Below are 22,726 nucleotides of genomic sequence, written 5' to 3' on the forward strand. Positions count from 1 at the left end.
CGGGATAGTGCAAAGACTCGGAGAGTTCAAAGGGAGAGGCCTCAAGGCCCCGGGGAATTGCATAAGGTGCAACAGACTTCGATTGGCACAACACTCGGGCACCTCCGAAGGGAGTGTCAAGCATTTTTCGAAGGGTCAGAAGAATGTCACCGGCAGGAAACATCAGGCCTCGGCGGCCCATTGACCACGACCCCGAGGGACCCATAAAGTAGTCAGGTATATCAGTCGTATTCAGAAACATTCACTTCACATCGACCCGGAGTGCGCCCTTGGACTCGGCCTTACACACCCCTTCGGGTGAGGGCCGAGCGCGCGAGGGATTCTCCAGCCGTACTCCCCCGTGGCCGACGCACCGAGCCTGAGCTGGAGTATCGAGACGAGCACGGACCTGGCCGCGAATCCGAGGTAGGAGCCCCTGTCGGGGAAGCTCGCGAAGTAGCCGCGGCGCCGGTCCGCGGCATACTCGCTCACGAATCTCCCGCGCCCCCTCAGACGTGGCCGTCCACCGTGATGCCGGGGGAAGGTTGGGCGCTTCGTCGGACTCCTGGAGGTAGATCTCGCCATCGCGCACTTCCACGGTGTGCACGCGCACCGGCAGCTTCGCCGGCGGAGCGTCCACGGTGCCCGTGCGGAGGCTGAACTTCGAGGCGTGGAGGGGGCACTCGACCTCGCATCCCTCCACGTAGCCGTCCGCGAGCGAGGCATCCTGATGGGTGCAGGTGTCGTCGATCGCGAACAGTTCGCCCTCCTCGGTGTGGAAGAGCGCGATGGGGGGCCGTGTCTCGATCCGCATGGCGTCGCCCCTCGCGAGCTCCGACAGGGGGCAGATGTGCTTCATGCTCTCGCTCATGGGACTCTCCTCCTCACTCCTGGTTCGTCGCAATGACGTCGCCGACCTTGGACGTCACCCAGTCGTGGAACTCGCCGATGTGGTGCTCGCTCGGCACGAGCACTCCGCCGTGGGCGTAGATCCTGGAGGCCATCGCGGGCTGGCACCGCTCGCACGCATCGAAGTCCTGCTCGTTGACCCGGTGGAACAGCTCCACCGATGCGTCGAGGTCCTTGCCGCTCTCCACCACGTGGGGGAGGTAGAGCCAGTCGCACTCGACGATCGTGCGGTCCGCGGCCATCGGGAACATGCGGTGGATGATGACGTGGTCCGGGACGAGGTTGACGAAGACCGTCGGCTTGATGGTGATCGCGTAGTAGCGGCGGTCCTGGTCCTCGCCGACGCCGGGGATGACGTCGAGGCCCTCCGAGCCGTCCACGGTGAAGCCCTTGATGTCGGCGCCGAACTCGGCCCCGTGGCCCACGAAGTACTGGGCCGCGAGGCCGTCCGCGAACTCGGGAAGCACCTCCGTCAGCTCCGGGTGGATGGTCGCGCAGTGGTAGCACTCCATGAAGTTCTCGATGATGAGCTTCCAGTTGGCCTTCACGTCATAGGTGATCCTGCGGCCCAGGGCCAGGTTCGCCACGTCGTAGCCGTCGATCTTGTGCACGTCGCCGAGCCGGGTCTCGATCGCGCCCATCACATCGTCCTCGAACGAGGGCGGCTCCTCGGCCAGGCACAGCCACACGTAGCCGAGGTACTCGCGGATGTGGACCTTGACGAGGCCGTACTCCTGGCGGTCGATGTCCGGCATCTTGGTGAGGTTCGGCGCAGCGATGAGCTTGCCGTCGAGGTCGTAGGTCCAGGCGTGGTACGGGCACTGGAAGGAGCGCTCGGCCTTGCCGGAATCCTCCATGCAGAGCTTGACGCCGCGGTGCCGGCAGATGTTGAAGAACGCCCGGATCTCACCCTTGCGGTTGCGGGAGACGATGACGCTCTCGCGCCCGATCTGGACGGTCTTGAAGGTCCCGGGACCATCGAGGTCTGCCGAGCGAACGGCGCAGAACCACATCTGCTCGAAGATGCGCTCCTGCTCGGCCCGGAAGACGGCTTCGTCGACGTACGTCGAGCCGGGGAGGGTCGCGATGAGGCTCTCGGAGATCCTCACTCCGCCCTTGGCTGCCTCGGTCTTCTCAGGTGCAGTGGTCATGTCTTCTCCTCGTCGGATGGTGGATGAAGGGGAAAGGTCTTCTTCGACGGCGCGTGGGCCGCCTAGTTCAGGAGTGCGCCGAGTGTCTCGGCGATGCGGGCGCGCTGGGAGCGTTCGACGTCCCGCCGCCGCTTCGCGAAGAGCTTGGCCTGCGCGCAGCTGAGCAGCGCAACCGGGTCGTCTCCGCGGTAGTAGGCGGCCAGGAAGCTGTGTGCTTCGGCGTCGCCCGCCTCGATCTCGATCCGGTCGGCGAGCTCTGCGTGGCCGCTGAACTGGATGCGGATTCCGTACTGGTCGGACCAGAAGTACGGGAGCGTGGACTGCGGCTCGGGATCGGGCGATCCCAGGAGGGCACGGACGGCCCGGGCCGGCTGGGTGAGGGCGGCATTCCAGTGGCCGAGCCGATGCGGGCGGCCGAGGTGGTGGTCTCGCCATGCTGCGCAGTCGCCGACAGCGACGACGCCGGGCAGCCGAGTGCGGCCGTGCTCGTCGCAGACCACGCCGTCCGCGACCTCGAGCCCGGACCCGGAGAGCCAGCCGGTGGCCGCCTCTCCGCCGACGGCGACCAGCACCGCGTCGACCTCGATGACCCGTCCGCTGCTGAGCTCAACGGAACGGACGCGCGCTCCCGCGGCCCGCACTGCCTCGATGGCAGCGCCGTGGATCAGCTCGACGTCGTGCGCGGCGTGGAGCCCGGCGATCACCGCTCCCATCCGCGGGCCGACACACCGGTCGAGCGGCACGCCCCTGCCTGCGAGGATGACGACCTCAGCGCCCGCGGCACGCGCGGTCGAGGCCACTTCCGCCCCGATGAGGCCTGCCCCGACAACCAGCAGCCGCACCCCCGGAGCGAGGGCATCCCCGAGTCGCTGTGCGTCGTCGAGCGAGCGCAGGGTGTGCACATTCTCGAATCCGTCGAGGGCCGGGAGCACGCGGGCGGTGGAGCCGGTGGCCAGGACGACGCCGTCCGCCTCGACCCTCGTCCCGTCCTCGAGCACCACGGCCCGCTCCCTCGGGTCGAGGGAGGCCGCCCGCTGCCCGAGGACCCACTCGGCGGCGAGGTCCTCGTCATCGCTCTCGAGCCGCAGCGCCTCCGGTCCGACCTTCCCGCTGAGGAAGTCCTTGCTCAGCGGCGGGCGGTCATAGGGACGGTGCGGCTCCTCGCCGATCAGGACGAGCCGACCGTCGAATCCCTCGGCTCGGGCCGCGCGGGCGGCGGACAGGCCGGCGAGGGATGATCCAACGATGGCGAGAGTCTTCATCATGCTCCTGAGATGTGCTGGCCGCGTGGAAATCAATTGCGTTTGGTGCAACTGGTTTCGACATACACAACAGTGAGCGACGCCACAGATCGACGTCAAGGGTTTTTTAAAACACCAGAAAGATGTCACCGGGGTGAAACATCTTCTCCCCCGAAGGAGCGGTTGACCCGTGAGCGACAAGCCCTTACCGTGTTGATATATCAGATGCATATGACAGACCTGAGGGGTGGTGGACCTGCAATGAAGCGGACCAGTGCACTCAAGACCAACAGCGGGCGGGGCCAGCGCGAAGACTGGTCCCGCCTCATCGGGCGCACCGTGGAGGTCTGGCTCGAGGGCCAGCTGGTGGCCACGGGAGAGGTCGAGCAGGCCACGGCGGACGACTCAGTCCTCTGGCTCGCGCCGTGGGGAGTCCAGCGCCGCAAGCTCTACGACAAGTGGGGCGGGTATTCGGTCTGGGCCTGACCGCTCCGGCCGCGGGCAGGACCCGCCCCCACCTTTTGCGTCATGGCCGCCCGGCAGTAGGGTCACCGTTCATGGGGCAGACGTCGCCCGGGTACCGCCGCACTCCGACGCCGGGCCCGCGGCCGGGATTCAGCGGCAGCGGCTTCGGTGCGGGAATCGTCGCGGGCGCCGCCGTCCTCTACATTGTCTACGGAGCGATCCTGGCCGCCGTCGGCCCGCAGGGCGGCATCGGCACCCTCGCCTTCCTCCCGGGGTTCCTCTACCTGGCCGGGGCGCTCGTGCTCGCCATCCGCAAGGGCCCGTACCGCAACCTCGGCGCCGGCCTGCTCGTCGGCCTGGGCGTATGGCTCTTCCTCGGCGGCGAGATCTGGCTCTCCATGCTCGCCCAGACCGGGGGAATCGCCTGAAATCCGCGCCGCCGCGGGGGTTCCCCAAAAGCTACTCGTTGGTAACCTAGGTCACATGTACCGAGGAACCCGCCTTCGTGGCGCACGCATCCTGATCACTGGAGGAGCCTCCGGAATCGGCCGGCTCATGGCCCTCGAGGCGGCCCGGCGGGGCGCCGAGGTGGTGGTCTGGGACCTTTCGGACGACGGCGGCACGGCGGTCGCCGCGGAGATCGTCGCCGCCGGGGGCCTTGCCAGCTCGTACGCCGTGGACGTCACGGACCCGGCCCGCGTCGCGGCAGCGGCCCGCGAGACGGGAGACGTGGACGTGCTCGTGAACAACGCCGGCGTCGTGGCCGGCAAGCCCCTGCTCGAGGCGACCGAGGAGTCCATCCGTCGCACCTTCGAGGTCAACGCCCTCGCGCTCTACTGGGTCACGCGCGCGTTCCTGCCCGGCATGATCGCCCGCCGGCGCGGCACCGTGGCCACCATCGCGAGCGCAGCCGGGCTGATCGGCGTCGCACGCCAGACGGACTACTCGGCCTCCAAATTCGCCGCGCTGGGCTTCACCGAGTCGCTGCGCGCCGAGCTCCGCGCCGACGGGCACGGAATCGGGACGCTCGCGGTCTGCCCGTACTACATCAACACCGGCATGTTCGCCGGGGTCTCGACCCGATTCCCCCTGCTGCTGCCGATCCTCGAGGAGCAGGAGGTGGCGCTGAAGGTCATCGACGGCATCGAGTCCGGCCGCGAGCAGATCGTCCTGCCGCCGTTCGCCCGCCTCGTGCCGCTCATGCGGGCGCTCCCCACGCGGGCGTTCGACCGGCTCGCCGACTTCTTCGGGATCAACCGGGGCATGGACCGCTTCGTGGGACGGGCGGCGCAGAAGGCGCGCTGAGCGCCAAGGCACGCTGAACCCGCGGAGGCAGTTGTCCACAGAGGCGCTTGGGCTCTACTCCGGCGGGTATCCCCGGCCCTACTGTAGGGCCCATGACGTGGGGGCTGCCGTACGCGGGGAACGGTGTGGTCCACGGCGTGCTCATGGGCCTGGGCATCGCCGCGGCGCTGGTGTTCTATGCCGTGGAGAAGCGCCGCCGGGGGCTCGACGACCCGCGGCTGTGGGCTTTGGCGGGGTTCGCGGTGGCCTTCGGTGCGATCGGCTCGCGCATCACGTGGGACCCGACCAGGTCAGTCTCCCCCGTCGACTGGTGGGTGGAGGGCGACCGGAGCATCCTGGCAGGCCTCGTCGGGGCCTGGCTCGGCGTGCACCTCGGCAAGCGGCTCCTCGGGTACCGGCCCTCCACCGGGGACCTGTTCGCCCCGGCCGTGGCGCTCGCCATGTCCATCGGCCGGATCGGCTGCCTGCTCACCGAGCTTCCCGGCACGCCCACGGGCGGCGCCTGGGGCATCGCGCTCACTCCCCAGCAGGCGGCGATGTTCGGCGCGCCGGCAGGTGTGGGGCTGCACCCTTCGTTCGTGTACGAGATCGTGTTCCACGCGGTGGCGTTCGCCCTCATGGTCCGCTACCGCGAGCGCGTGCGGCGCTCGGGAGACCTCTTCGTCCTGTACGTGGCCGCCTACGCCCTCTTCCGTTTCGCCGTCGAGTTCGTCCGCGGCAACGAGGACCTCTGGCTCGGTATGAGCCGGCCCCAGTGGTTCCTCCTCGCGATGCTACCCCTGCTCGCCTGGCGCGTGTGGAAGGTCTTCGCGGGCCCCCACACCGCTGAGACCGCCGCTGCAGCCGGGGCCACGGGAGAGACCGCGTGAACGGGGACCGTCCGGAGCAGGGCGACCCCTCGCCGGAGCCTCCACCCCCGCCGTCCGGCGAGGAGCCGAAGCCCGCACGCGGCGGCTTCCTCCCGCTGTCCCTCGGCCTCGGCCTGCTGTACCTCTACGTGGTGGGGCTTTCGATGCTCCCGGCCATCGGGCCACGGGGCCCGTACGGCGCCCCGCTCGGGCTCGCCATCACCTTCTGGGGCCTGTTCGCCGGCTACCTGGCGCTCGCCGTCGCGCTCGCCATCTGGCGGAAGACCTCGCTGACGGGGGCCGGAATGCTCATCGCCTTCGGCATCTGGCTCCTCCTCGGGGGCGAGCTCTGCGTCGGCGTCCTCGTCCAGATGAGGCAGGCGTGAGGGGAAGGAGGCCGCGCCGGCAACGCTGGCGCGGTTCGGCCTGGAGCGACAGCGCGTTCGGGCTCCTCGCCACGATCATGCTGATCGCCTTGGGGCTGGGTCTGATCATCGCGGCCGGCATCTGCGTGGCCGGCACGGTGAGATAGGGAGCACGTGAGATGAGAAAAGGCCCCCCGCTCCGCGATGACCTTCCCCCGGAACCGAGCCGGTGGTCGCAGGTGCCGCTGGCGACCGGTCTCGGGTGGGTGGGCCTCTTCGTGGTCTACCTCGTGATGTACCTCAGCTCCGGCGGCTACCCGAACGCGCGCGCCGGCGTCGGTGCAGTCGTCCCCGCGGCCATCTACCTCGTCGGTGCCATCGGCCTGACGGTCTGGCGCCCGTCCCGGGCCCTCGGCTCCGGCCTGCTGCTAGGCCTCGGCGTCTGGCTCCTGATCGGCGGCGGGCCCTGCATTGCAGATCTCGCCAGAACGCCTGGCGCCGCGTGACCTTCCATCCTCGTCGAACAGGAGCAAGAGCATGAGACCTTCGCCCGCCCCCCGCCGGGCTCCACTGGGACCCGGCCAGCCACTCCGCGGCGACCGGATCCACCGGTACGTCACTGCCTTCTGCCCCGAGTGCCATGCGGAGAATCCGCCGCTCGCGCAGGTCCGGCGGCTCGCCGGGGCGCTCATGGTGCGCGACGGGCGCGTGTGGCTCGAGCGCGGCTGCCCGGACCACGGGCTCGTGCGCACCCTCTACGACGAGTCACCGGAGATCCTGGCCTATCTGGACAAGTGGCAGGCGCCGACCAAGCAGCACGTCCCGGACGACGCCGGGAACTTCAGGGCTGTGCCGGAGGCCTACGCCTTCGGGCTGCCGGCCATGCAGACGCAGCACACGTGCATCCTGCTCCAGGACGTGATCGAGCACTGCAACCTGCGCTGCCCGACGTGCTTCACCGCGTCCGGCCCCCAGCTGCAGGGGGTCGCCCCGCTGGACGAGGTCCTCGCGAACGTGGACACACGTCTGGCCAGGGAGAACGGGCGGCTCGATGTGCTCATGCTCTCCGGCGGCGAGCCCACCCTGTACCCCTATCTCGCGGAGCTGCTCGAGGAGCTCGTGGGCCGCCCGATCGTGCGGATCATGGTCAACAGCAACGGGGTGCTCATCGCCCAGGACGACGGCCTGCTCTCGCTGCTGGAGCGCCACCGCGAGCGGGTAGAGGTCTACCTGCAGTACGACGGCCGGTCCAGGGAGGCCTCGGTCCACCACCGGGGCGGCGACCTCACCCGCATCAAGGACGCCGCAATCGCGCGCCTCTCGGCGGCCGGGGTCTTCACCACCCTCACCATGACCGCGGCGCTCGGCGTCAACGACGGCGAGATCGGCGATGTGGTGATGCGCGCCCTCGAGACGCCGTTCATGGGCGGCGTGGCGCTGCAGCCGGTGTTCGGCTCGGGCCGCGGCCACGGGATCGACCCGTCGGACCGCCTCACGCACGGCGGAGTCCTGGCCAGGCTCGAGGAGCAGACCGGCGGGGTGGTCTCGTGGCACGACCTCACCGCGCTGCCGTGCTCGCACCCGCACTGCGCCTCGGTGGGCTACATGCTCAAGGACGACTCCGGAGTCTGGCGGTCGCTGACGGCCCTGATCGGCCACGACAGGCTGCTGGAGTGGCTCGAGCTCAGCCCCGACGCCATCGCCAACCGCATCGCCGACAGCGCGCTCCCCCTCGGCCTGCGCTCCATTATGAAGTCCTCGCTGCTGGACCTGCTCAGCGAGCAGTCCTCCCTCTCGCATCCGAGCACGGCCGAGCTGTGGAAGAACATCTGCACCCAGTGCGACCTCGGCATCGGCACCCTCACGACCCTCGCGGCCGGCTCGCTGCCCGGGCAGCACCAGCGCCTGCGGAAGCTCCTGGCGGAGCGGGTCACCCGCATCACGGTCAAGCCGTTCATGGACATCTCGACCATGATCGAGGAGCGGCTCATGCAGTGCTGCGTCCACGTCGGGACCAAGGGCGACGACGGCGCGCACCAGTGCGCCCCGTTCTGTGCCGTGCAGGCGTGGCCCCGGCTCGCGCGGCAGCGGATGAGCAGCGCCACGGGGGTGCCGCTGCCGCGGGCGCTCCCCCGCGAGCCGCTGCCGCTGGAGGTGCTGTGAGCGCCGAGGAGGACGCCCGGCGCATCGCCTCCGGGCCGCTCCCCTCCGAGCTGGTGGGCGGCGCGGCCGGTGCGGCGGCGCACGACGGCGCGCGGCCGGCGTCGTCCGCCGCCCCGCCTGAGGAAGGCGGCACCGCAGGCGAGGACCAGGCCCCGTTCGACCCGCTGCGGCTGTGCGTCTTCGCGACGATCGCCCTGCTCGGCTGGCTCGCCGGACCCGTGGCGCTCGTGGTCTTCGCCGCCGTGGGATTCGCCGGCTACTGGAGGGCGCGGCGGGCCGGGCTCACCCGGTCGAAGTGCTACCTGCGCGACACCCGGCTCGTCCTCGCCTACCTTGCGGCACTCACCGCCGCGGGGCTCTGGGGAATCTGCTCGCTGCTGGTCCAAGGGGGAATCCTATGAGCAACCGACCGCCCGGCTGGGGGCCGCCCCAGCCGCCAGGCTGGCCGCCTCAGCCGCCCCAGCAGCCCGGCTGGCCGCCCGAGCCCCCGCTCTACCCGCCGCCACGGCGCGGAGGGGGGTCGCTCGTGGGCGGCCTCTTCGCGGGGATCGGCGCCCTCGCGCTCCTCTTCGGCCTCTCCGTGGCCCTCGCGAGCATCCGCTGGGTACCGGGCTTCATCGGCGTCCTGCTGTTCCTCGGCTACGTGGCCGGGGCGATCGTCCTCACGGTCCGGCCGGCGACGATGCGCTTCGGGGCCGGCCTGCTGATAGCCATCGGGGCCTGGATCCTCATCGGCGCGGGCCTGTGCGTGGCCGCCCTGTTCGTCATGCCTGCCCTCATCGGCTAGCGGGCTTCAGAAGCCGCTGCCTGACGCGGTCGCTGGATCGGATGGCAGCCCCACCGACGCGGTGTCGGTCGCTGGGCCTGGCTGGTAGGTCGCGGTGCCTGCCGTCACCGACTTCGCGGCGGTCCCGGTGGAGAGATCCCCGAGGGTGATGGTGAGGACCGTTCCGTCGGCGCTCAGGCTTGCCCTCGAGGCGGCGGTGGACTTGCTGCCGTTGGCGCTGGTGGTCTGCTTGAACACGAGGGTCTGGGAGTTGTTGCTGTAGTTGGCGCCGAGAGAGACCGTCCCGAAGCCCCCGCTCGGGCAGGCGGTCGTCGGCGAGGCCACGGTGAGAGCGCCGGCCGAGGTGATCTGGACGGTGAAGTCGCTGGTGGTGCCCGACGTCGCCCAGGGGCCTGCCGTCGCTGTCCAGGCGCTGCAGATCGAGCTCGGCTTCATCGCCTCGCTGAACGTGATGACGATGTTGTCCCCCGCATCCGCCGTCCCGGCGGTGGCCCCGTTGTTGACCGCGACTGACTTGACCTTGGGACCGATGCGGCTTCCCACGCTGGCGGAGGCGGTGTTGCCGTACGCGTCCGTGGCCTTGGCTGTGAAGGTGATCGGTCCGGAGTTCAGCAGGCTCAGATCGAGAGTGGCCGACCAGGTGGCGGAACCTGAGGCGGTCGCGGAGGCGCTCTGCCCGGCATCGTCGCGGGCAGTCACCGCAACCGATGCGCCCGCTTCGGCAGTACCGGCAAGGGGCACAGAGGAGACCTTGTTTCCCATGATCGTCGCGGGCGGGTTGGTGAAGGTCGGCGTCGCCGTCGAGGTCTTCTTCGTTCCGGTCTGGGTGACGGCCTGCCCCGCGTTCCCCGCCGCATCGGTCGCGTAGGCCGCATAGGTGAGCTGGCCGTCGGCGAAGGAGGTCAGATTGAGGCCCACAACGGACCAGGCGCCTGAGGAGTCGGCCTTCGCGTTTCCGCTGACGGGAGAGCCGCCCGCACCCGAGATGCTGAGCGACACGGTCGCGCCGGCCTCGGCCGCCCCGCTGACGGTCGCGGAGGCCGCAGGGGTGGAGGACGCCGTCGCCGCCGAGGAGACGACCAGCGGTGCGATCGTGGTTCCAGCTGGGGCCACCGTGTCCTTGATGGCTGTGGCCGAGGCCGCGGGGCCCACGTTGCCCGCGGCGTCCTGGGCCGCTGCACTGAACGTCACCGTTCCATCGGTGAAGCCCGAGAGGTCGAGGTTGCCGATGGTCCACGACCCGTTCGACTGGGCAGGTGCCGTCTGGCGCGCGCTGTGCCCCGCGCCGTCGGACGCCGTGACCGTCACGGTGCTGGCGGGCTCGGCGGTGCCCGACACGGTCACCTTGCTGGCGTTGGCGACGTTGACGTACGAGGGGACCACGAGGCTCGGGGTGCCCGGCGCCTGAGTATCGATCTTCACGGTGAGGGACTGGCTCGGCGCCAGGTTGCCCGAGGCGTCGGTCGCGGAGTAAGCGAGCTGGTGCGTTCCGTCACCGGCCACCGAGACCGCGGCATTCGCGCCGGGCGCCGTCACCTGCTGGGCGCCGTCGAGAGAGTAGGAGACGGAGGCGACGCCGCTGCCACCGGGGTTGTCCTGCGCCGTGAGGGTGACGGCGACAGGGCTGATGCTGTTGTAGCCTGCGGCATTCGGAGTGGGTGAGACTGCGGCAGAGACGGTCGGTGCGGTGGCATCGGCGAGGGCAGCGGCGCTCCTGGAGCTCTCCGGACCGGACCAGTTGCCGAGCACCGGAGTGACGGTGTAGTACCAGGTGCCGTCGGGGACGCTGCCCTCCGTGCACGAAGCGGCAACCAGGGTGCCTGCGCAGCCGCCCGTGGCAGCGACGGGCGTCCCACCGGTGGCGGCGCTGTAGCGCCGCACGCTGTAGCCGGACGCGGCGCGGCCGCCCGCCGTCGTGCTCGAGGTCCAGGCGACCGTGACGTTCGCCTGGGCGGCCTGGGCTGAAGGGGTGCTGCCCTGCAGGAGTGTGTCTGCGACGGCAAGCCCGTCCGGGGCCGTCGAGGTGGCCTGCCAGTACGCGAAGGCGGTGGCGCCGCCCGTGGCCGCGAGCAGGAGGGCTGCCAGAGCGGCCCAGCCGCGGCGGAGGACGTGCCGGAGCCGCGCAGTCGGGGTCAGGACGGACCGGCGGGCGGGCCGGGTCTGGATGGCAGTCACTTGCGCACCTCGAGAGTGAGTGGGATCCGGAACGAGGCGCCCTGGCACCCCGGGTCTGAGGTGAGGTCCATCGCGACGGCGCCCGGAAGGACCACCGTCAGGCTCCCGCTGGCGGGGACCGTGACGGTCGGGGCCAGCGGCACCGCAGGGTTCTGGAACGTGATGCCCGTGGTGACGCACTGCGCGTGCGCGGCGTCTGCCGTGGCGGGGCCCGCAGAGGCCACGCTGTAGAGCTCCACAGGGTAGGAGTTCGGGTTGGTGACGCGCACGGCGGCGTCCGCCGCTCCTCCGGGGGTGATCGGCTGCTGGCCGCCGGCTGGCTGGGCAAGGGCCTCGGTGGTGAGGACCTGGAGCTGGCCGGCGGTCTGCGACCCAGATCCGCTTCCGGTCGTTCCCCAGTAGGCGGAGGCGGCGGCACCTCCCCCGAGGACGAGTGCTGCCGCGGTGGCGGCCGCGGAGACGCCCCTGCCGCCCCTGAGCTGCATGAGCTTGTTCATCTCAGTTCCCCCCGGATCCGGAGTACGCCAGCTGGAGGGTCGCACCTTTGCACCCGTCCTGGTTGGCGGCGGTATCGAGCATCTTGATCTGCGGCCACTGGCTGCTCGGCACCCCGAGCGAAGCGAGCGAGGCTGTGCCCCCTGCGGGGATCGTCTGCGGGTAGGGGCCGGTGTACTGGGTGACGGCGAAGTCCGCCACGCTGCAGGGCAGGCCCTTGGCCACGGCGTCCGAGGTCTGGGTCACCCCGGTCAGGGTCACGGAGAGGTTGGTCACCGAGAGCGGTTGGTTGTTCGGGTTGGTGATGCTCAGGCCTACCGGGACGGTGACCCCGGGTGCGATGCCGCCCGGAATGGTCCCCGCGATGCCGAAGGCCTTGGGGCTGCTGACGACGGCGAGTTGCACGCTCGCGGACGCGGACCTCGTGGCTCCGGTCGCGTCCAGGCCCGAGGCGCCGATGGTGAGCGTCGCCGTGGTCGCCTTCGCGGCGGCGTCCACGGTGAGCTGGAGAGCCGACGTCGAGCCCGTGGTGCTGGCCGGCGCGAAGGATGCCGCGACGCCCGAGGGCAGCCCGGAGAGGGTGAAGGCGACCGGCCCGGTGAGGTTGGTCCGTGTGAGGCTGAGGTCGAAGACGCCGCTCGAGCCCGCGGCCAGCGAGAGCGACGCTGGCGTGCTGGAGAGCGAAACGGCTCCCGACTGCGGGGTGTTGACCGTCAGGCCCGCCGTGGCGGACGCCGTGGTCTTCCCCGAGGTGCCCACGACCTGGAGGGAGGCAGCCCCAGCGGGAGTGGACGAGGTCGTCGTCACGGTGAAGGTCGACGTCGTCGTCGAACCAGAGGTGAGCGAGACGTTCGACGGTGCGAACCCGGCGGTCGCCGCGGCCGGGAGTGAGCCTGCGGTCAGCGCCACGGAGCCCTCGAAGCCGTTCTGCGACGAGACCGTGACCGTGAAAGATGCCGCGGTCCCGCGGACCACCGACTGGCTGGCCGGCGAGACCTGGATGGTGAACGCCGACTTGGCTGTCTGCCCTGCCGCGGCGAGCAGCGCGCCCGCCGGCAGGGCCACGCCGAGCAGGCTGATGACCACGATGCCGATTGCTCTCCTGATGCCCCGCGGCCCACCCGCCACGAGCTTCCCCAGACCCCGCACGCTCTGCCCCCTCTGGCCGGCGCTGCCGGCATTCCGTTCACGGCTGACGCAGCGCCAGGCGGGCGGGGCCCAGACCCGTCCCGCCAAGCGCTGGAACTGCTAATTGCTGGTGACGTTGACCGTGATTGTTGCGGTCTTGCAGGCATCCTGGTTGACGTCCGGATCAAGGAACGTGAGCGTGCCACTGCCGACTTGGGTGCCAGTCGACTTGCCGGCAACGGTCGTGTTGGAGGTGTTCGCCGTGACCGTGAACCACGAAGGCGAACACTGCGGGTCACTCGTAGCGACGGTGGCGGCGAGCGCGCCGACCTTGGTGCTTGAGTCGTTCGCGTTGTCGGCGGTGTAGGCCACCGCCGTCGACTGGCCCGGCGCAAGACCAGCCGCGAACGAAGAGTGGAGTGTCACGGTGCCGCCGCCGGCCGAGGCGTTGGCGCTCCCAGTGCCCGTGCCGGTGGTGGTCCAGTACGCGATGGCTGCAGTGCCGCCGATGCCTACCAACCCGGCGGTGGCGACGGCGATGGCGGCCTTGCGCTTGAGGGACAGTTTGCTCATGGGAATGCTCCTTTGTGACGAGGGAAACAGCGCGATACGTGCGGCGAATGCCGAAGACCCCCACTGTTCAGACACTTCGCGGACCCGGATCGGATGATTCCTAGGAGCCCGATGAGAGGACTTTTTCAGCCCGTCAGGGTGCGTGAAAACACGTAGTTGTACCTGTTCTTCGGACAGGTACAACGTGCGCCCTACTTGTTTCCTACGCACCGGTAGGGTGCGCGGAACGCCGGGCCTCGGCCGTCCCACGCCAGCGCCCAGCAGCGGCGGGCACGACGGGTCACGTAGGTGGCCAGCCCGGCGAACCGCCAGCTATCCGAGGGAGGACTTGTCCACATAGGGCGGTCTGCAGGTCCACAGCCATGCGGCAATGGTCGAGGATGGGGGGCACTCGCCTCCGTCCGAAAAGGGAGATCGTGTGCGCACCCGAGACGTCCCAGGGGGGATGCCCCAGTATCCGCGACCGGCCACGCTGCAGGATCTTTCCGCCAGCCGTCCACCGCGGGGACGGGGCTCGGTGATGGGCGGACTGGTCGCAGGGTCTGCTGCCATCCCAATGCTCCTAGGACTGGGGATCATGATGTCGCAGGTCCACCCCGCAGCCGTCAGCTATGTGTCACCAGCGCTCTACTACGCGTACCTCGCGATCGCGATTGTCCTGACTGTGCGAGCGCCAACCCGACGCTTCGGCGTGGGCCTGCTGCTGGCACTGGGCCTGCTGACGCTCGTCATCGGGGGCTTCCTTCTTGTTGCGCTGTTCAGTCTGACGAGCTGAGTCCCAACGCTCCGGACGTCGAGGGTCAGCGGGCCGGGGCCACCGCGTCCTCGCTGACGAGGTTGTCCGAGGCGGAGTCCATGTGGGCGAGGATCGTCTCCCGCGCCGTCGCGGCGTCCCCGGACTCGACCGCGTCCACGATGGCCCGGTGCCGGTCCACGCTCATGTTGCTCGTGGCCCGCTCGAGCCCGGCGAACATGATGGACATGCGAATGGACCCCTCGAGCGACTGCCACTGGTGCAGCAGGGTCTCGTTCCCGGAGAGCCGGCAGAGGAGGCGGTGGAAGTCCAGGTCGGCCTCGATCCTGTCCTCGAGCGAGCGGCCCGCGGCCTCGTCCATGCGCTCGAGCGCATCCCGGAGCTCGCCCACGGCCTTGGCGCGCCGCGGCTGCTCGATGAGGGTGCGCGCGGCGAGGGACTCGAGCGCACCGCGCACCGCGAAGATGTCCCGGATCTCCTTCGCGTCGAGGTGGCGGACGCTGAGGCGGCCGCGGGGGCCGGCGGAGGCCAGGCCTTCCTGCTCGAGCTGCCTCAGGGCCTCGCGGAGGGTTCCCCGGCTGATGCCGAGCATCTCGGACAGCTCGGTCTCCACGAGGTGCTGGCCCTGCGCAAGCTCGCCGGAGGTGATGGCGCCGCGGAGCGCTGCGAGCGCCTGCTCGCGCAGGCTCCGCTTCTCGAGTCCCAGCAGGGACGCTGCAACAGCCATGGGTTCCTCCCCGATGTCGACTGTCACCTGACAGCCGTTGACACTCATGATAGGGCGGGCGGGGCCCGAAGGCCCGCGCCCGCCCGTGACTCCGGCGTCCGGCTCAGCCGAGCTCGGACAGGACCTTCGCGACGATCCGGTCCACGCTCAGCCCGTACTTGGTGTGCAGCGTGGGCAGCGCGCCGGCGTCGAGGAACTCGTCCGGGAGCCCGACCGGGACCACACGCCGGGCCCGGCCGGCGCGGACCAGGGCCGAGGCGACGGTCTCGAACAGGCCGCCCACCACGGTGTGGTTCTCGAGCGTGACCGCGAGCCGGTCCCCGCGAGCTCGGCGAGGACGGTGGCCTCGTCGAAGGGCTTGATCGTCGGGGTGTGCACCACGGCGACGTCCACGTGGTGCTTCTCGAGCTCGGCGGCCGCCTGGAGCGCCCGCATGGTCATGAGCCCCGAGGAGACGAACACGACGTCGTTCCCGCCGCGCAGCACCTTGGCCTTGCCGAGCTCGAACTCGTAGTCGTACTCGTCGAGGACGGTGGGCACCTTGCCCCGTAGGAGGCGCAGGTAGGTCGGTCCGTCCGAGGCCGCGAGCTGCGGGACCGCCTGGGCGATGTCGATCGAGTCGCAGGGGTCCACGATCGTCAGGTTGGGCATGCCCCGGAAGATCGCCACGTCCTCGGTGGCCTGGTGCGAGGGCCCGTACCCGGTGGTGAGGCCCGGCAGGCCGCCGACGATGTTGACGTTCAGGTTCGGCTCGGCGATGTCGAGGCAGATGAAGTCGTACGCGCGCCGGGCCGCGAAGACCGAGTAGGTCGAGGCGAACGGCACGAGGCCTGCCTCCGCCATGCCGGCGGCCGCGCCGAAGAGCAGCTGCTCGGCCATGCCCATCTGGAAGAACCGGTCCGGGTGGGCCTCGGCGAAGATGTGCATGTCCGTGTACTTGCCCAGGTCCGCCGTGAGGCCCACGATCCGCGGGTCCGCCTCGGCGGCCGCTGCGAGGGCGTGCCCGAACGGTGCCGGGGCCGTCTTCTGCCCCGGGTCGGCGAACGAGGCGATCATGGCCGAGGTCTTCAGCTTCGGGGCCGTGCCCATGGCCACTCCTGCGGTGCTCATGCCTTCTCCTCCTGGCCCTTCGCCTGGCTGGCCTCCTGGCGGGCGGCCCAGCCGGCCTCGAGCTGCTCGTTGCAGATCGCCCACTCGTGCTCCTCGATGCGCATGAAGTGCGCCTTCTCCCGCTGCTCGAGCAGCGGCACGCCGCGACCCACCTTGGTGTCGCAGAGTACGACGGCGGGTGCCCCCTCGCCGTCGTCCGTCACCGCGGAACCCGACCCGGCGGCGTCGAACGCCTCCAGGAGGGCGCCGACGTCATTGCCGTCCACGCGGAACACGCGCCAGCCGCACGCAGCCCACTTGTCGGTGACCGGCTCGGTGCGCAGCACGCCGGCGGTCGCGCCGTCGGCCTGGAGGGCGTTGATGTCCACGACGGCGGTCAGCCGGCCCAGGCGGTGGTGCGCGGCACCCATCGCGGCCTCCCAGGTGGAGCCCTCGTCGAGCTCGCCGTCGGAGAGGAAGTTGACCACGCGGGCGGCGTTGCCGCGGTAGCGCAGCCCGAGGGCCAGGCCCACGGCGACCGTGAGCCCGTGCCCGAGCGAGCCGCCGGAGATCTCCATGCCCGGGGTGTAGGTGGACATGCCGGACATCGGCAGGCGGGAGCCGTCCGAGCCGTAGGTCTCGAGCTCCTCGACCGGGATGATCCCGGCCTCGGCGAGCGCCGCGTAGAGCCCGATCGCGTAGTGCCCGGTGGAGAGGAGGAACCGGTCGCGGTCCTCCCACTCCGGGTCCTCCGGGCGGAAGCGGAGCTGGTCCGTGTACACGGTGGCCAGGATGTCCGCGGCTCCGAGGGCCTGGCCCACGTAGCCCTGGCCCTGGACCTCGCCCATGAAGAGGGCGTGGCGGCGGATCCTGTGCGCAGCGGCCTCCACGGCGGCGCGGCGCTCGGCCATGCCGGTGGCGGTGCGGGGTTCGAGTGTCGATGAGGTCATCGGTTGCGTCTTCCTCGGTTCCTTCAGTGGGTGTGCGCCGGAGCGGGGGTCTCGGCCGAGATCCGCTCGGCGGCCTCGCGCTCGCGGCGGCCCCAGGTCTCGCGGGTCACGAGGGCGGCCCAGAGGCCGATCGCGCCGTAGGCGCTGAAGAGCAGGGCGGGGCCGACCCAGCCGAAGCTCACGAACAGCAGGGTGGTGATGAACGGGGTGAAGCCGGAGACCATGGCCGAGATCTGGTAGGCGAGCGAGGCGCCGGAGGAGCGGGTCTTGGCCTGGAAGAGCTCCGGGAACCAGGCGCCCTGGGCGCCGGCAAGGGAGTTCTGGCACACGGCGTAGGCGATCACGATCGTGGCGACGATGAACAGGAACATGCCGGTGTTGACCAGGAGGAACATGGGCACGCCGAACAGCACGGCGAACGCGCAGGAGGCGATGTACACCGGCCGGCGGCCCACCTTGTCGGTCAGGGCGCCCCACTTCCAGGTGGCGATGATGCCGATGGCGGAGGCGATGCACAGGGCGATCAGCGTCTGGTTCTTGTCCGCGAGCTTGGACGAGTTGATGTAGGAGATCATGTACGTGATCGACACGGCGTAGCCGGCGGTCTCCGCGATGCGCAGGCCGATGCCCCGCACGATGTTGCGCCAGTCCTCGCGGATCACCTGGGTGACGGGGGACTTCGCGAGCTCACCGTGGTCCCTGACGTCCTCGAAGACGGGCGACTCGGGGACCTTGGAGCGGATGATGAGGCCCACGATCACGAGCGCGAGGCTCGCGAGGAACGGGATGCGCCAGGCCCACTCGTCGCCGAGGTGGACGCTGAAGAGGAACACGAGGTTGGCCAGCAGCAGGCCCACGGGGAAGCCGGCCTGCACGATCCCGGTCACGGCGCCCTTGCGCCGCCAGGGGGCGTGCTCGTAGCTCATGAGGATCGCGCCGCCCCACTCGGCACCGAACGCGAGGCCCTGGATGATGCGGACCGCCACGAGCAGCACGGGCGCGAGGATGCCCACCGCCGCGTAGGTGGGCAGCAGGCCGATCGCGAACGTCGCGAGGCCCATGATGATCAGGGAGGTGACGAGGACCGGCTTGCGGCCGAGTCGGTCGCCGAGGTGGCCGCCGACGATGCCCCCGAGCGGGCGGGCAGCGAAGCCGACGCCGAGCGTGGCGAAGGAGGCCAGCGTGCCCGTGACCGGGTCGGCGCCGGGGAAGAAGGCGTGGTTGAAGTAGAGGGCCGCTGCGGTGCCGAAGCCGATGAAGTCGTACGTCTCGATGACGGCCCCGACGGCAGAGCCGACGGCGACGCGCTTGGCGTCCTTCGTGCCGTGGACCGGGCCGCGCATGGCCAGAGCCTCGTTGCTCATTGCGTTCCTTCCGAAAGAGGGTTCTCTCTCTGCCGCCGTCTCTGTTGACAGTCGACATGATATGCCAGTGTGCTGCGCGTCACCCATTACTGTCAACAGTCGGCACTAGAGGTTGACTGTTGACAATGCTTCCCTCTACCGTGGTTGACGTCACACCAGCTCCTTTCCCACGGAGGGACACCGATGTTCCACGACCGACTCGGCTGCTCGTCGATCAGCTTCCGGCACCTGCCGCTCACCGAGGCCCTCGCGACCATGGCCGGCCTCGGCTTCGAGGAGATCGACCTCGGCGCCCTCCCCGGAGTGTGCGACCACGTGCCCTTCGAGCTCACGGACGCGGACATCGCGGACGTGGCCGCCCGGGTGGCCGATTCTGGGCTGCGCGTGCGCTCCGTCAACGGGGACATCGGCGACCTCAACGCCACGCCCGACGGCGCGGGGCTGGCCTCGCGGGCGGCGCACCTCGACCGCCTGCTCGCCCTGACCTGCACCGTCGGGGCGAAGGCGCTCGTGCTCCCCTGCGGCGCCCTCAGCCCCGAGCCGGTCACGGGCCTCGACGAGGACCTCGACCGCGTGGCCCAGCAGCTCGCGGCGGCGGCCGAGCGCGCGGCCGCGGTCGGCGTGGGGCTCTGGACCGAGTCGCTGCACTACTACCGCCTGTGCGGGACCCTCGACCGCGCCCTCGCCCTCGCCGACCGGCTCGAGGGCACTCGGGTGCGGCACGTCGTCGACCTCTCCCACGTCGTCGCCTCGGGGAGCCGGCCGGAGGACGCGATTGCCGCCCTCGCCGGCCGGATCGCCCACGTCCACCTCCGCGACGCCATGCCGGGGAACATCAACCTCAGCATCGGCAACGGCTCCGTGGACTTCGCCGGGGCCCTGGCCGCCCTCCGCGAGGCCCGCTTCGACGGGCACTTCTCGCTCGAGCTCGAGGCGCACGACCTCACCCACGGGGAGCGCCCCGCGGCCGCCGCCAAGGCCGCGAGCTTCATCACCGACCTCATCTGAACCCCACCCAGACCTCACTGAGACGAACAGAAGGAACCACCATGAGCAGCATCCAGCGCACCGCCGTCCTCACCGGCGCCACCTCCGAGAAGGGCATCGGCGTGGCCACCGCCCGCCGCTACGCCCGCGAGGGATGGGGTGTGGTCATCCTGGACCTCGACGGCGAGAAGTCCGCCAAGACCGCCCAGGACATCGCCAACGAGTTCAACGTCCCCGCCTTCGGGCACGAGGTCGACGTCGCCGACGAGGCCTCGGTCGCCGCCGCGGCGGCCGCCGTGGGCGCCGAGGTCGCTGCTGGGCGCCTGCCCGTGGTCGGGGCGCTCGCGAACATCGCAGGCATCACCTCGCCCGTGCCGTTCCTCGAGACGGACCTCGCCCTGTGGAACAAGGTCATGGCGGTCAACGCCACCGGCACCTACCTCGTCACCAAGGCGTTCCTTCCGGCCATGATCGAGGCCGGCTGGGGCCGGGTCGTGAACATGTCCTCGGTCTCCGCCCAGCGTGGCGGCGGCGTGTTCGGCCGCGTGCCCTACTCGGCAGCCAAGGCCGCCATCCTCGGCTTCACCAAGGCCCTCGCCCGCGAGATCGCCCCGACCGGCATCACGGTCAACGCCATCACCCCGGGCGCCGTGGACACCAACATCCGCGTGGGCAGCACCGACGAGCAGGAGGCCGCGATCGCCCGCGACATCCCCCTCGGCCGCACCGCCACGACCGAGGAGATCGCCTCGGTGATCACCTGGCTCTCCTCCGACGGCGCCTCCTACCTCACCGGCACCACGGTGGACATCAACGGCGGCAGCCACATCCACTGACCGGGGCCCCGGCTCCGCCGCCCCAGGAGGCTCACCATGACGCGCATCGCCAACGATCCCGCGGACTTCGCCGACGAGGCCCTCGCCGGCTTCTGCGACGTCCACGCCGACCTCGTCCGCCAAGTGCCCGGCGGTGCCGTGCGCCGGCGCCGCCCCGCCCGGCCCAAGGTCGCCGTCCTCGTGGGCGGCGGCTCGGGCCACTACCCCGCGTTCGCCGGCCTCATCGGCGCGGGCTTCGCCGACGGCGCCGTGGTGGGCAATATCTTCACCTCGCCCTCCACCCAGCAGGCCTGCACGGTGGCGCGGGCCGCCGAGACCGGCGCCGGGGTCGTGTTCACCTACGGCAACTACGCCGGGGACGTCATGAACTTCGGCCTCGCCTCCGAGCGGCTCGCCGCCGAGGGCATCCGGGCCGAGAATGTCCTCGTGACGGACGACGTCGCCTCCGCACCGGCCGCCGAGGCCGATCGCCGCCGCGGGATCGCGGGCGACTTCGTGGTCTTCAAGGCCATGGGCGCGGCCGCGGAGGCCGGGCTCAGCCTCGACGAGGTGGTGCGGATCGGGCGCAAGGCCAACAGCCGCACCCGCACGCTCGGCACCGCGTTCTCCGGCTGCACCTTCCCGGGCGCGGACGCTCCCCTGTTCACCCTCCCGGAGGGGCACATGGGCCTCGGGCTCGGGATCCACGGCGAGCCCGGCCTGCGGGATGTCCCCCTGCCCTCCGCCGCGGAGCTCGGGCGGCCCCTCGTCGAGGGCGTCCTCGCCGAGGCTCCGGCCGGCGAGGGGCACCAGGGGCGCATCGCCGTCATCCTCAACGGGCTCGGCTCCACCAAGCACGAGGAGCTGTTCGTGCTCTGGGGCACCGTGGCGCCGCTCCTGCGCGAGGCCGGGTACGAGATCGTGGCGCCGGAGGTCGGCGAGCTCGTCACGAGTCTGGACATGGCCGGCGTCTCGCTCACCGTGACCTGGCTCGACGAAGAGCTCGAGGAGCTCTGGCTGGCCCCCGCGGAGACGCCCGCCTTCCGCCGCGGCGCCGTCGCCGCCGCCTCCGCCGTGGAGTCCGCGGACGACGACGGCGGGCCGGCCACCGCCGTCGAGGCGCCGCCGTCGTCCGAGGCCTCGCGCGGGTACGCCGCCGCGTGCGTCGCGGCGCTCGAGGCCGCCTCGGGCCGGCTCGCGGAGCTCGAGGCCGAGCTGGGCGCCATGGACGCGGTCGCCGGCGACGGCGACCACGGCCGCGGCATGGTCCGCGGCGCCGGCGCTGCCGTGGCCGCGGCGCGCGAGGCGCTCGGGGCCGGCCGGGGGGCGGGGTCCGTCCTCGCCGCGGGCGGGGACGCGTGGGCGGACCGGGCAGGCGGGACCTCCGGGGTCCTGTGGGGCGCCGGGCTCCGCGCGTGGGGCGAGGCCCTCGGGGACCTCGAGGTGCCGGACGGGGCGCAGGTCGCCGCCGGGATCTCGGCCTTTGCCGCGCGCATCGCGGCCCTCGGCGGCGCGCAGCCGGGCGACAAGACGCTCGTGGACGCCCTGGTGCCATTCGAGGAGGAGCTGCGCCGCGCCGTCGTGCGCGGGGAGGGCCTCGCCGAGGCGTGGGGCGGCGCGTGCCGGGCCGCGGAGTCCGCCGCCGCGGCGACCGCCGGCCTGACGCCGCGCAAGGGCCGGGCCCGCCCGCTCGCCGAGAAGAGCGTGGGCACGCCGGATCCCGGCGCCACCTCGCTCGCCGCGGTGTTCGCCGCACTCGGCCCCGCCATCGTTGCAGCAACCCAGGAGGAGGTGTCCGCATGAGCGGGCAGAACACGGCGGCCGCCACGGACGGCCTGCGGATCGTCATCGGCTCGGACGAGGCCGGGGTGGACTACAAGGACGCCCTGCTCAAGGACCTCGAGGCGGACGGTCGGGTGGCCGAGGTGATCGACATCGGCGTGCACCGCGAGGCCGAGGACTTCGCCCGCCCCTACCCCTACGTGGGGCTCGCTGCGGGGCAGCTGATCAGCGAGGGCAGGGCTGACCGGGCGCTCCTGTTCTGCGGGACAGGCCTCGGCGTGGCGATCGCCGCGAACAAGGTCCCCGGGATCCGGGCCGCGACGGCGCACGACCCGTTCTCCGTGGAGCGCTCGATCCTGTCCAACAACTGCCAGGTCCTCACCATGGGCCAGCGTGTGGTGGGGCTCGAGCTCGCGCGGCGCCTCGCGAAGGAGTGGATCGGGTACACGTTCGACCCGGGCTCCGCCTCCGCCGCGAAGGTGCAGGTGCTCAGCGACTACGAGGGCTGCTGAGCACCCGAGGCGAGTGGCGCCGTCGTCCGCCACTCTCTCCCCTCCCCTCCGCCCCCCGCGTCTGAAGGTCATGTTCTGGGGGTCACCTCATGTGACTCCCAGAACATGACCTTCAGAAGGTGACTTACAGAAGGTGACCTTCAGAAGGTCGGAGCACCGGTG

At 71.0% G+C, this 22,726-nt stretch carries 24 protein-coding genes and 3 pseudogenes; 15 read left to right on the forward strand and 12 right to left on the reverse strand.

Translation table 11 applies throughout. The annotated features are described in order from the left end of the window. Window positions 1–315: 315 nt before the first annotated feature. The 4 genes and pseudogenes from SA2016_RS22345 to SA2016_RS17150 all read right to left on the reverse strand — a co-directional run. Window positions 316–486, reverse strand: a pseudogene (locus SA2016_RS22345) (MFS transporter); the annotation flags it as partial. Window positions 487–592: 106 nt separating this feature from the next. Continuing rightward, window positions 593–850, reverse strand: a pseudogene (locus SA2016_RS17140) (bifunctional 3-phenylpropionate/cinnamic acid dioxygenase ferredoxin subunit); the annotation flags it as partial. Window positions 851–863: 13 nt separating this feature from the next. Continuing rightward, the gene (locus SA2016_RS17145) at window positions 864–2,039 is read right to left on the reverse strand and encodes an aromatic ring-hydroxylating oxygenase subunit alpha (RefSeq protein WP_066500432.1); all 1,176 of its coding nucleotides are present in this window, start codon (window positions 2,037–2,039) and stop codon (window positions 864–866) included. Window positions 2,040–2,101: 62 nt separating this feature from the next. Further along, window positions 2,102–3,304: an NAD(P)/FAD-dependent oxidoreductase gene (locus tag SA2016_RS17150; protein ID WP_229710752.1), complete on the reverse strand. Its 1,203-nt coding sequence runs from the start codon at window positions 3,302–3,304 to the stop codon at window positions 2,102–2,104. A gap of 237 nt (window positions 3,305–3,541) precedes the next feature. On the opposite strand from SA2016_RS17150, the gene SA2016_RS17155 reads away from it, so the two are divergent. The 10 genes from SA2016_RS17155 to SA2016_RS17195 all read left to right on the forward strand — a co-directional run bounded on the left by SA2016_RS17155 (window position 3,542) and on the right by SA2016_RS17195 (window position 9,213). Next, window positions 3,542–3,766 carry a hypothetical protein gene (locus SA2016_RS17155; RefSeq protein ID WP_066500437.1) on the forward strand — a complete coding sequence of 75 codons (225 nt, stop codon included), beginning with the start codon at window positions 3,542–3,544 and terminating at the stop codon, window positions 3,764–3,766. A gap of 71 nt (window positions 3,767–3,837) precedes the next feature. Then, a complete protein-coding gene (locus tag SA2016_RS17160; protein WP_066500441.1) occupies window positions 3,838–4,173 on the forward strand; it encodes a hypothetical protein in 336 nt (111 codons plus the stop codon). A 55-nt stretch (window positions 4,174–4,228) separates the two neighbouring features. After that, window positions 4,229–5,050, forward strand: a complete 822-nt coding sequence (locus tag SA2016_RS17165; RefSeq protein ID WP_066500443.1) for an SDR family oxidoreductase — start codon at window positions 4,229–4,231, stop codon at window positions 5,048–5,050. Between the two features lie 92 nt (window positions 5,051–5,142). Next, complete coding sequence (locus SA2016_RS17170) at window positions 5,143–5,919, forward strand: prolipoprotein diacylglyceryl transferase (protein ID WP_066500447.1); 777 nt, start codon at window positions 5,143–5,145, stop codon at window positions 5,917–5,919. Next, window positions 5,916–6,284, forward strand: coding sequence for a hypothetical protein (locus SA2016_RS17175; protein ID WP_066500450.1), 369 nt, complete (start codon window positions 5,916–5,918; stop codon window positions 6,282–6,284). Before SA2016_RS17170 ends, SA2016_RS17175 begins: the two co-directional genes overlap by 4 nt. After that, the gene (locus SA2016_RS21560; protein ID WP_157089145.1) at window positions 6,281–6,430 is read left to right on the forward strand and encodes a hypothetical protein; all 150 of its coding nucleotides are present in this window, start codon (window positions 6,281–6,283) and stop codon (window positions 6,428–6,430) included. The genes SA2016_RS17175 and SA2016_RS21560 overlap by 4 nt, the downstream gene beginning before the upstream one ends. Before the next feature lie 12 nt (window positions 6,431–6,442). Next, window positions 6,443–6,769 carry a hypothetical protein gene (locus tag SA2016_RS17180; protein WP_141305613.1) on the forward strand — a complete coding sequence of 109 codons (327 nt, stop codon included), beginning with the start codon at window positions 6,443–6,445 and terminating at the stop codon, window positions 6,767–6,769. A 31-nt stretch (window positions 6,770–6,800) separates the two neighbouring features. Next, complete coding sequence (locus tag SA2016_RS17185) at window positions 6,801–8,426, forward strand: radical SAM protein (protein ID WP_066500454.1); 1,626 nt, start codon at window positions 6,801–6,803, stop codon at window positions 8,424–8,426. Further along, window positions 8,423–8,827 carry a hypothetical protein gene (locus tag SA2016_RS21565; RefSeq protein WP_141305612.1) on the forward strand — a complete coding sequence of 135 codons (405 nt, stop codon included), beginning with the start codon at window positions 8,423–8,425 and terminating at the stop codon, window positions 8,825–8,827. The genes SA2016_RS17185 and SA2016_RS21565 overlap by 4 nt, the downstream gene beginning before the upstream one ends. Continuing rightward, window positions 8,824–9,213, forward strand: coding sequence for a hypothetical protein (locus tag SA2016_RS17195; protein WP_141305611.1), 390 nt, complete (start codon window positions 8,824–8,826; stop codon window positions 9,211–9,213). The genes SA2016_RS21565 and SA2016_RS17195 overlap by 4 nt, the downstream gene beginning before the upstream one ends. 6 nt (window positions 9,214–9,219) lie before the next feature. On the opposite strand, the gene SA2016_RS17200 is transcribed toward SA2016_RS17195, so the two are convergent. From SA2016_RS17200 to SA2016_RS17215, 4 genes are all read right to left on the reverse strand, one after another. Next, window positions 9,220–11,388, reverse strand: coding sequence for a beta strand repeat-containing protein (locus SA2016_RS17200; RefSeq protein ID WP_066500457.1), 2,169 nt, complete (start codon window positions 11,386–11,388; stop codon window positions 9,220–9,222). Continuing rightward, a complete protein-coding gene (locus SA2016_RS17205; protein WP_141305610.1) occupies window positions 11,385–11,885 on the reverse strand; it encodes a hypothetical protein in 501 nt (166 codons plus the stop codon). Before SA2016_RS17205 ends, SA2016_RS17200 begins: the two co-directional genes overlap by 4 nt. A gap of 1 nt (window position 11,886) precedes the next feature. Next, window positions 11,887–13,032, reverse strand: a complete 1,146-nt coding sequence (locus SA2016_RS17210) for a COG1470 family protein (RefSeq protein WP_229710751.1) — start codon at window positions 13,030–13,032, stop codon at window positions 11,887–11,889. 99 nt (window positions 13,033–13,131) lie between these two features. After that, the gene (locus SA2016_RS17215; protein WP_066500459.1) at window positions 13,132–13,584 is read right to left on the reverse strand and encodes a hypothetical protein; all 453 of its coding nucleotides are present in this window, start codon (window positions 13,582–13,584) and stop codon (window positions 13,132–13,134) included. Window positions 13,585–14,161: 577 nt separating this feature from the next. Here SA2016_RS17215 and SA2016_RS17220 point away from each other — a divergent pair. After that, on the forward strand, window positions 14,162–14,359 hold the full coding sequence (locus SA2016_RS17220) for a hypothetical protein (protein WP_141305609.1): 198 nt from the start codon (window positions 14,162–14,164) through the stop codon (window positions 14,357–14,359). Between the two features lie 25 nt (window positions 14,360–14,384). On the opposite strand, the gene SA2016_RS17225 is transcribed toward SA2016_RS17220, so the two are convergent. The 4 genes and pseudogenes from SA2016_RS17225 to SA2016_RS17240 form a co-directional block, all read right to left on the reverse strand. Then, window positions 14,385–15,065, reverse strand: a complete 681-nt coding sequence (locus SA2016_RS17225; RefSeq protein WP_066500463.1) for a GntR family transcriptional regulator — start codon at window positions 15,063–15,065, stop codon at window positions 14,385–14,387. A gap of 103 nt (window positions 15,066–15,168) precedes the next feature. Further along, window positions 15,169–16,175, reverse strand: a pseudogene (locus SA2016_RS17230) (transketolase family protein). Further along, window positions 16,172–17,065 carry a transketolase gene (locus SA2016_RS17235; protein ID WP_371326666.1) on the reverse strand — a complete coding sequence of 298 codons (894 nt, stop codon included), beginning with the start codon at window positions 17,063–17,065 and terminating at the stop codon, window positions 16,172–16,174. Before SA2016_RS17235 ends, SA2016_RS17230 begins: the two are co-directional and overlap by 4 nt. Window positions 17,066–17,127: 62 nt before the next feature. Further along, window positions 17,128–18,468, reverse strand: a complete 1,341-nt coding sequence (locus SA2016_RS17240; RefSeq protein WP_066500469.1) for an MFS transporter — start codon at window positions 18,466–18,468, stop codon at window positions 17,128–17,130. Between the two features lie 183 nt (window positions 18,469–18,651). On the opposite strand from SA2016_RS17240, the gene SA2016_RS17245 reads away from it, so the two are divergent. The 4 genes from SA2016_RS17245 to SA2016_RS17260 are packed head-to-tail and all read left to right on the forward strand — an operon-like array spanning window position 18,652 to window position 22,564. Continuing rightward, complete coding sequence (locus SA2016_RS17245) at window positions 18,652–19,476, forward strand: sugar phosphate isomerase/epimerase family protein (protein ID WP_066500470.1); 825 nt, start codon at window positions 18,652–18,654, stop codon at window positions 19,474–19,476. A gap of 41 nt (window positions 19,477–19,517) precedes the next feature. After that, window positions 19,518–20,291, forward strand: coding sequence for an SDR family NAD(P)-dependent oxidoreductase (locus tag SA2016_RS17250; RefSeq protein ID WP_066500472.1), 774 nt, complete (start codon window positions 19,518–19,520; stop codon window positions 20,289–20,291). Between the two features lie 36 nt (window positions 20,292–20,327). Beyond that, complete coding sequence (locus tag SA2016_RS17255) at window positions 20,328–22,073, forward strand: dihydroxyacetone kinase family protein (protein WP_066500473.1); 1,746 nt, start codon at window positions 20,328–20,330, stop codon at window positions 22,071–22,073. Further along, complete coding sequence (locus tag SA2016_RS17260) at window positions 22,070–22,564, forward strand: ribose-5-phosphate isomerase (protein ID WP_066500475.1); 495 nt, start codon at window positions 22,070–22,072, stop codon at window positions 22,562–22,564. The genes SA2016_RS17255 and SA2016_RS17260 overlap by 4 nt, the downstream gene beginning before the upstream one ends. The last annotated feature ends 162 nt before the right edge of the window (window positions 22,565–22,726 follow it).

The organism is Sinomonas atrocyanea (assembly GCF_001577305.1).
In the GTDB taxonomy this organism is placed as follows: domain Bacteria; phylum Actinomycetota; class Actinomycetes; order Actinomycetales; family Micrococcaceae; genus Sinomonas; species Sinomonas atrocyanea.

Excerpts from the sequence above, each read along its gene's own strand:
- SA2016_RS17205 (WP_141305610.1), bottom strand. The coding sequence starts at position 11,885 with ATGAACAAGCTCATGCAGCTCAGGGGCGGCAGGGGCGTCTCCGCGGCC.
- SA2016_RS17235 (WP_371326666.1), bottom strand. The coding sequence starts at position 17,065 with ATGGCCGAGCGCCGCGCCGCCGTGGAGGCCGCTGCGCACAGGATCCGC.
- SA2016_RS17170 (WP_066500447.1), top strand. The coding sequence starts at position 5,143 with ATGACGTGGGGGCTGCCGTACGCGGGGAACGGTGTGGTCCACGGCGTG.
- SA2016_RS17225 (WP_066500463.1), bottom strand. The coding sequence starts at position 15,065 with ATGGCTGTTGCAGCGTCCCTGCTGGGACTCGAGAAGCGGAGCCTGCGC.
- SA2016_RS17150 (WP_229710752.1), bottom strand. The coding sequence starts at position 3,304 with ATGATGAAGACTCTCGCCATCGTTGGATCATCCCTCGCCGGCCTGTCC.
- SA2016_RS17220 (WP_141305609.1), top strand. The coding sequence starts at position 14,162 with ATGATGTCGCAGGTCCACCCCGCAGCCGTCAGCTATGTGTCACCAGCG.
- SA2016_RS17195 (WP_141305611.1), top strand. The coding sequence starts at position 8,824 with ATGAGCAACCGACCGCCCGGCTGGGGGCCGCCCCAGCCGCCAGGCTGG.
- SA2016_RS17245 (WP_066500470.1), top strand. The coding sequence starts at position 18,652 with ATGTTCCACGACCGACTCGGCTGCTCGTCGATCAGCTTCCGGCACCTG.
- SA2016_RS17215 (WP_066500459.1), bottom strand. The coding sequence starts at position 13,584 with ATGAGCAAACTGTCCCTCAAGCGCAAGGCCGCCATCGCCGTCGCCACC.
- SA2016_RS17240 (WP_066500469.1), bottom strand. The coding sequence starts at position 18,468 with ATGAGCAACGAGGCTCTGGCCATGCGCGGCCCGGTCCACGGCACGAAG.
- SA2016_RS17165 (WP_066500443.1), top strand. The coding sequence starts at position 4,229 with ATGTACCGAGGAACCCGCCTTCGTGGCGCACGCATCCTGATCACTGGA.
- SA2016_RS17155 (WP_066500437.1), top strand. The coding sequence starts at position 3,542 with ATGAAGCGGACCAGTGCACTCAAGACCAACAGCGGGCGGGGCCAGCGC.
- SA2016_RS17145 (WP_066500432.1), bottom strand. The coding sequence starts at position 2,039 with ATGACCACTGCACCTGAGAAGACCGAGGCAGCCAAGGGCGGAGTGAGG.
- SA2016_RS17255 (WP_066500473.1), top strand. The coding sequence starts at position 20,328 with ATGACGCGCATCGCCAACGATCCCGCGGACTTCGCCGACGAGGCCCTC.
- SA2016_RS17160 (WP_066500441.1), top strand. The coding sequence starts at position 3,838 with ATGGGGCAGACGTCGCCCGGGTACCGCCGCACTCCGACGCCGGGCCCG.
- SA2016_RS17250 (WP_066500472.1), top strand. The coding sequence starts at position 19,518 with ATGAGCAGCATCCAGCGCACCGCCGTCCTCACCGGCGCCACCTCCGAG.
- SA2016_RS17180 (WP_141305613.1), top strand. The coding sequence starts at position 6,443 with ATGAGAAAAGGCCCCCCGCTCCGCGATGACCTTCCCCCGGAACCGAGC.
- SA2016_RS17185 (WP_066500454.1), top strand. The coding sequence starts at position 6,801 with ATGAGACCTTCGCCCGCCCCCCGCCGGGCTCCACTGGGACCCGGCCAG.
- SA2016_RS17260 (WP_066500475.1), top strand. The coding sequence starts at position 22,070 with ATGAGCGGGCAGAACACGGCGGCCGCCACGGACGGCCTGCGGATCGTC.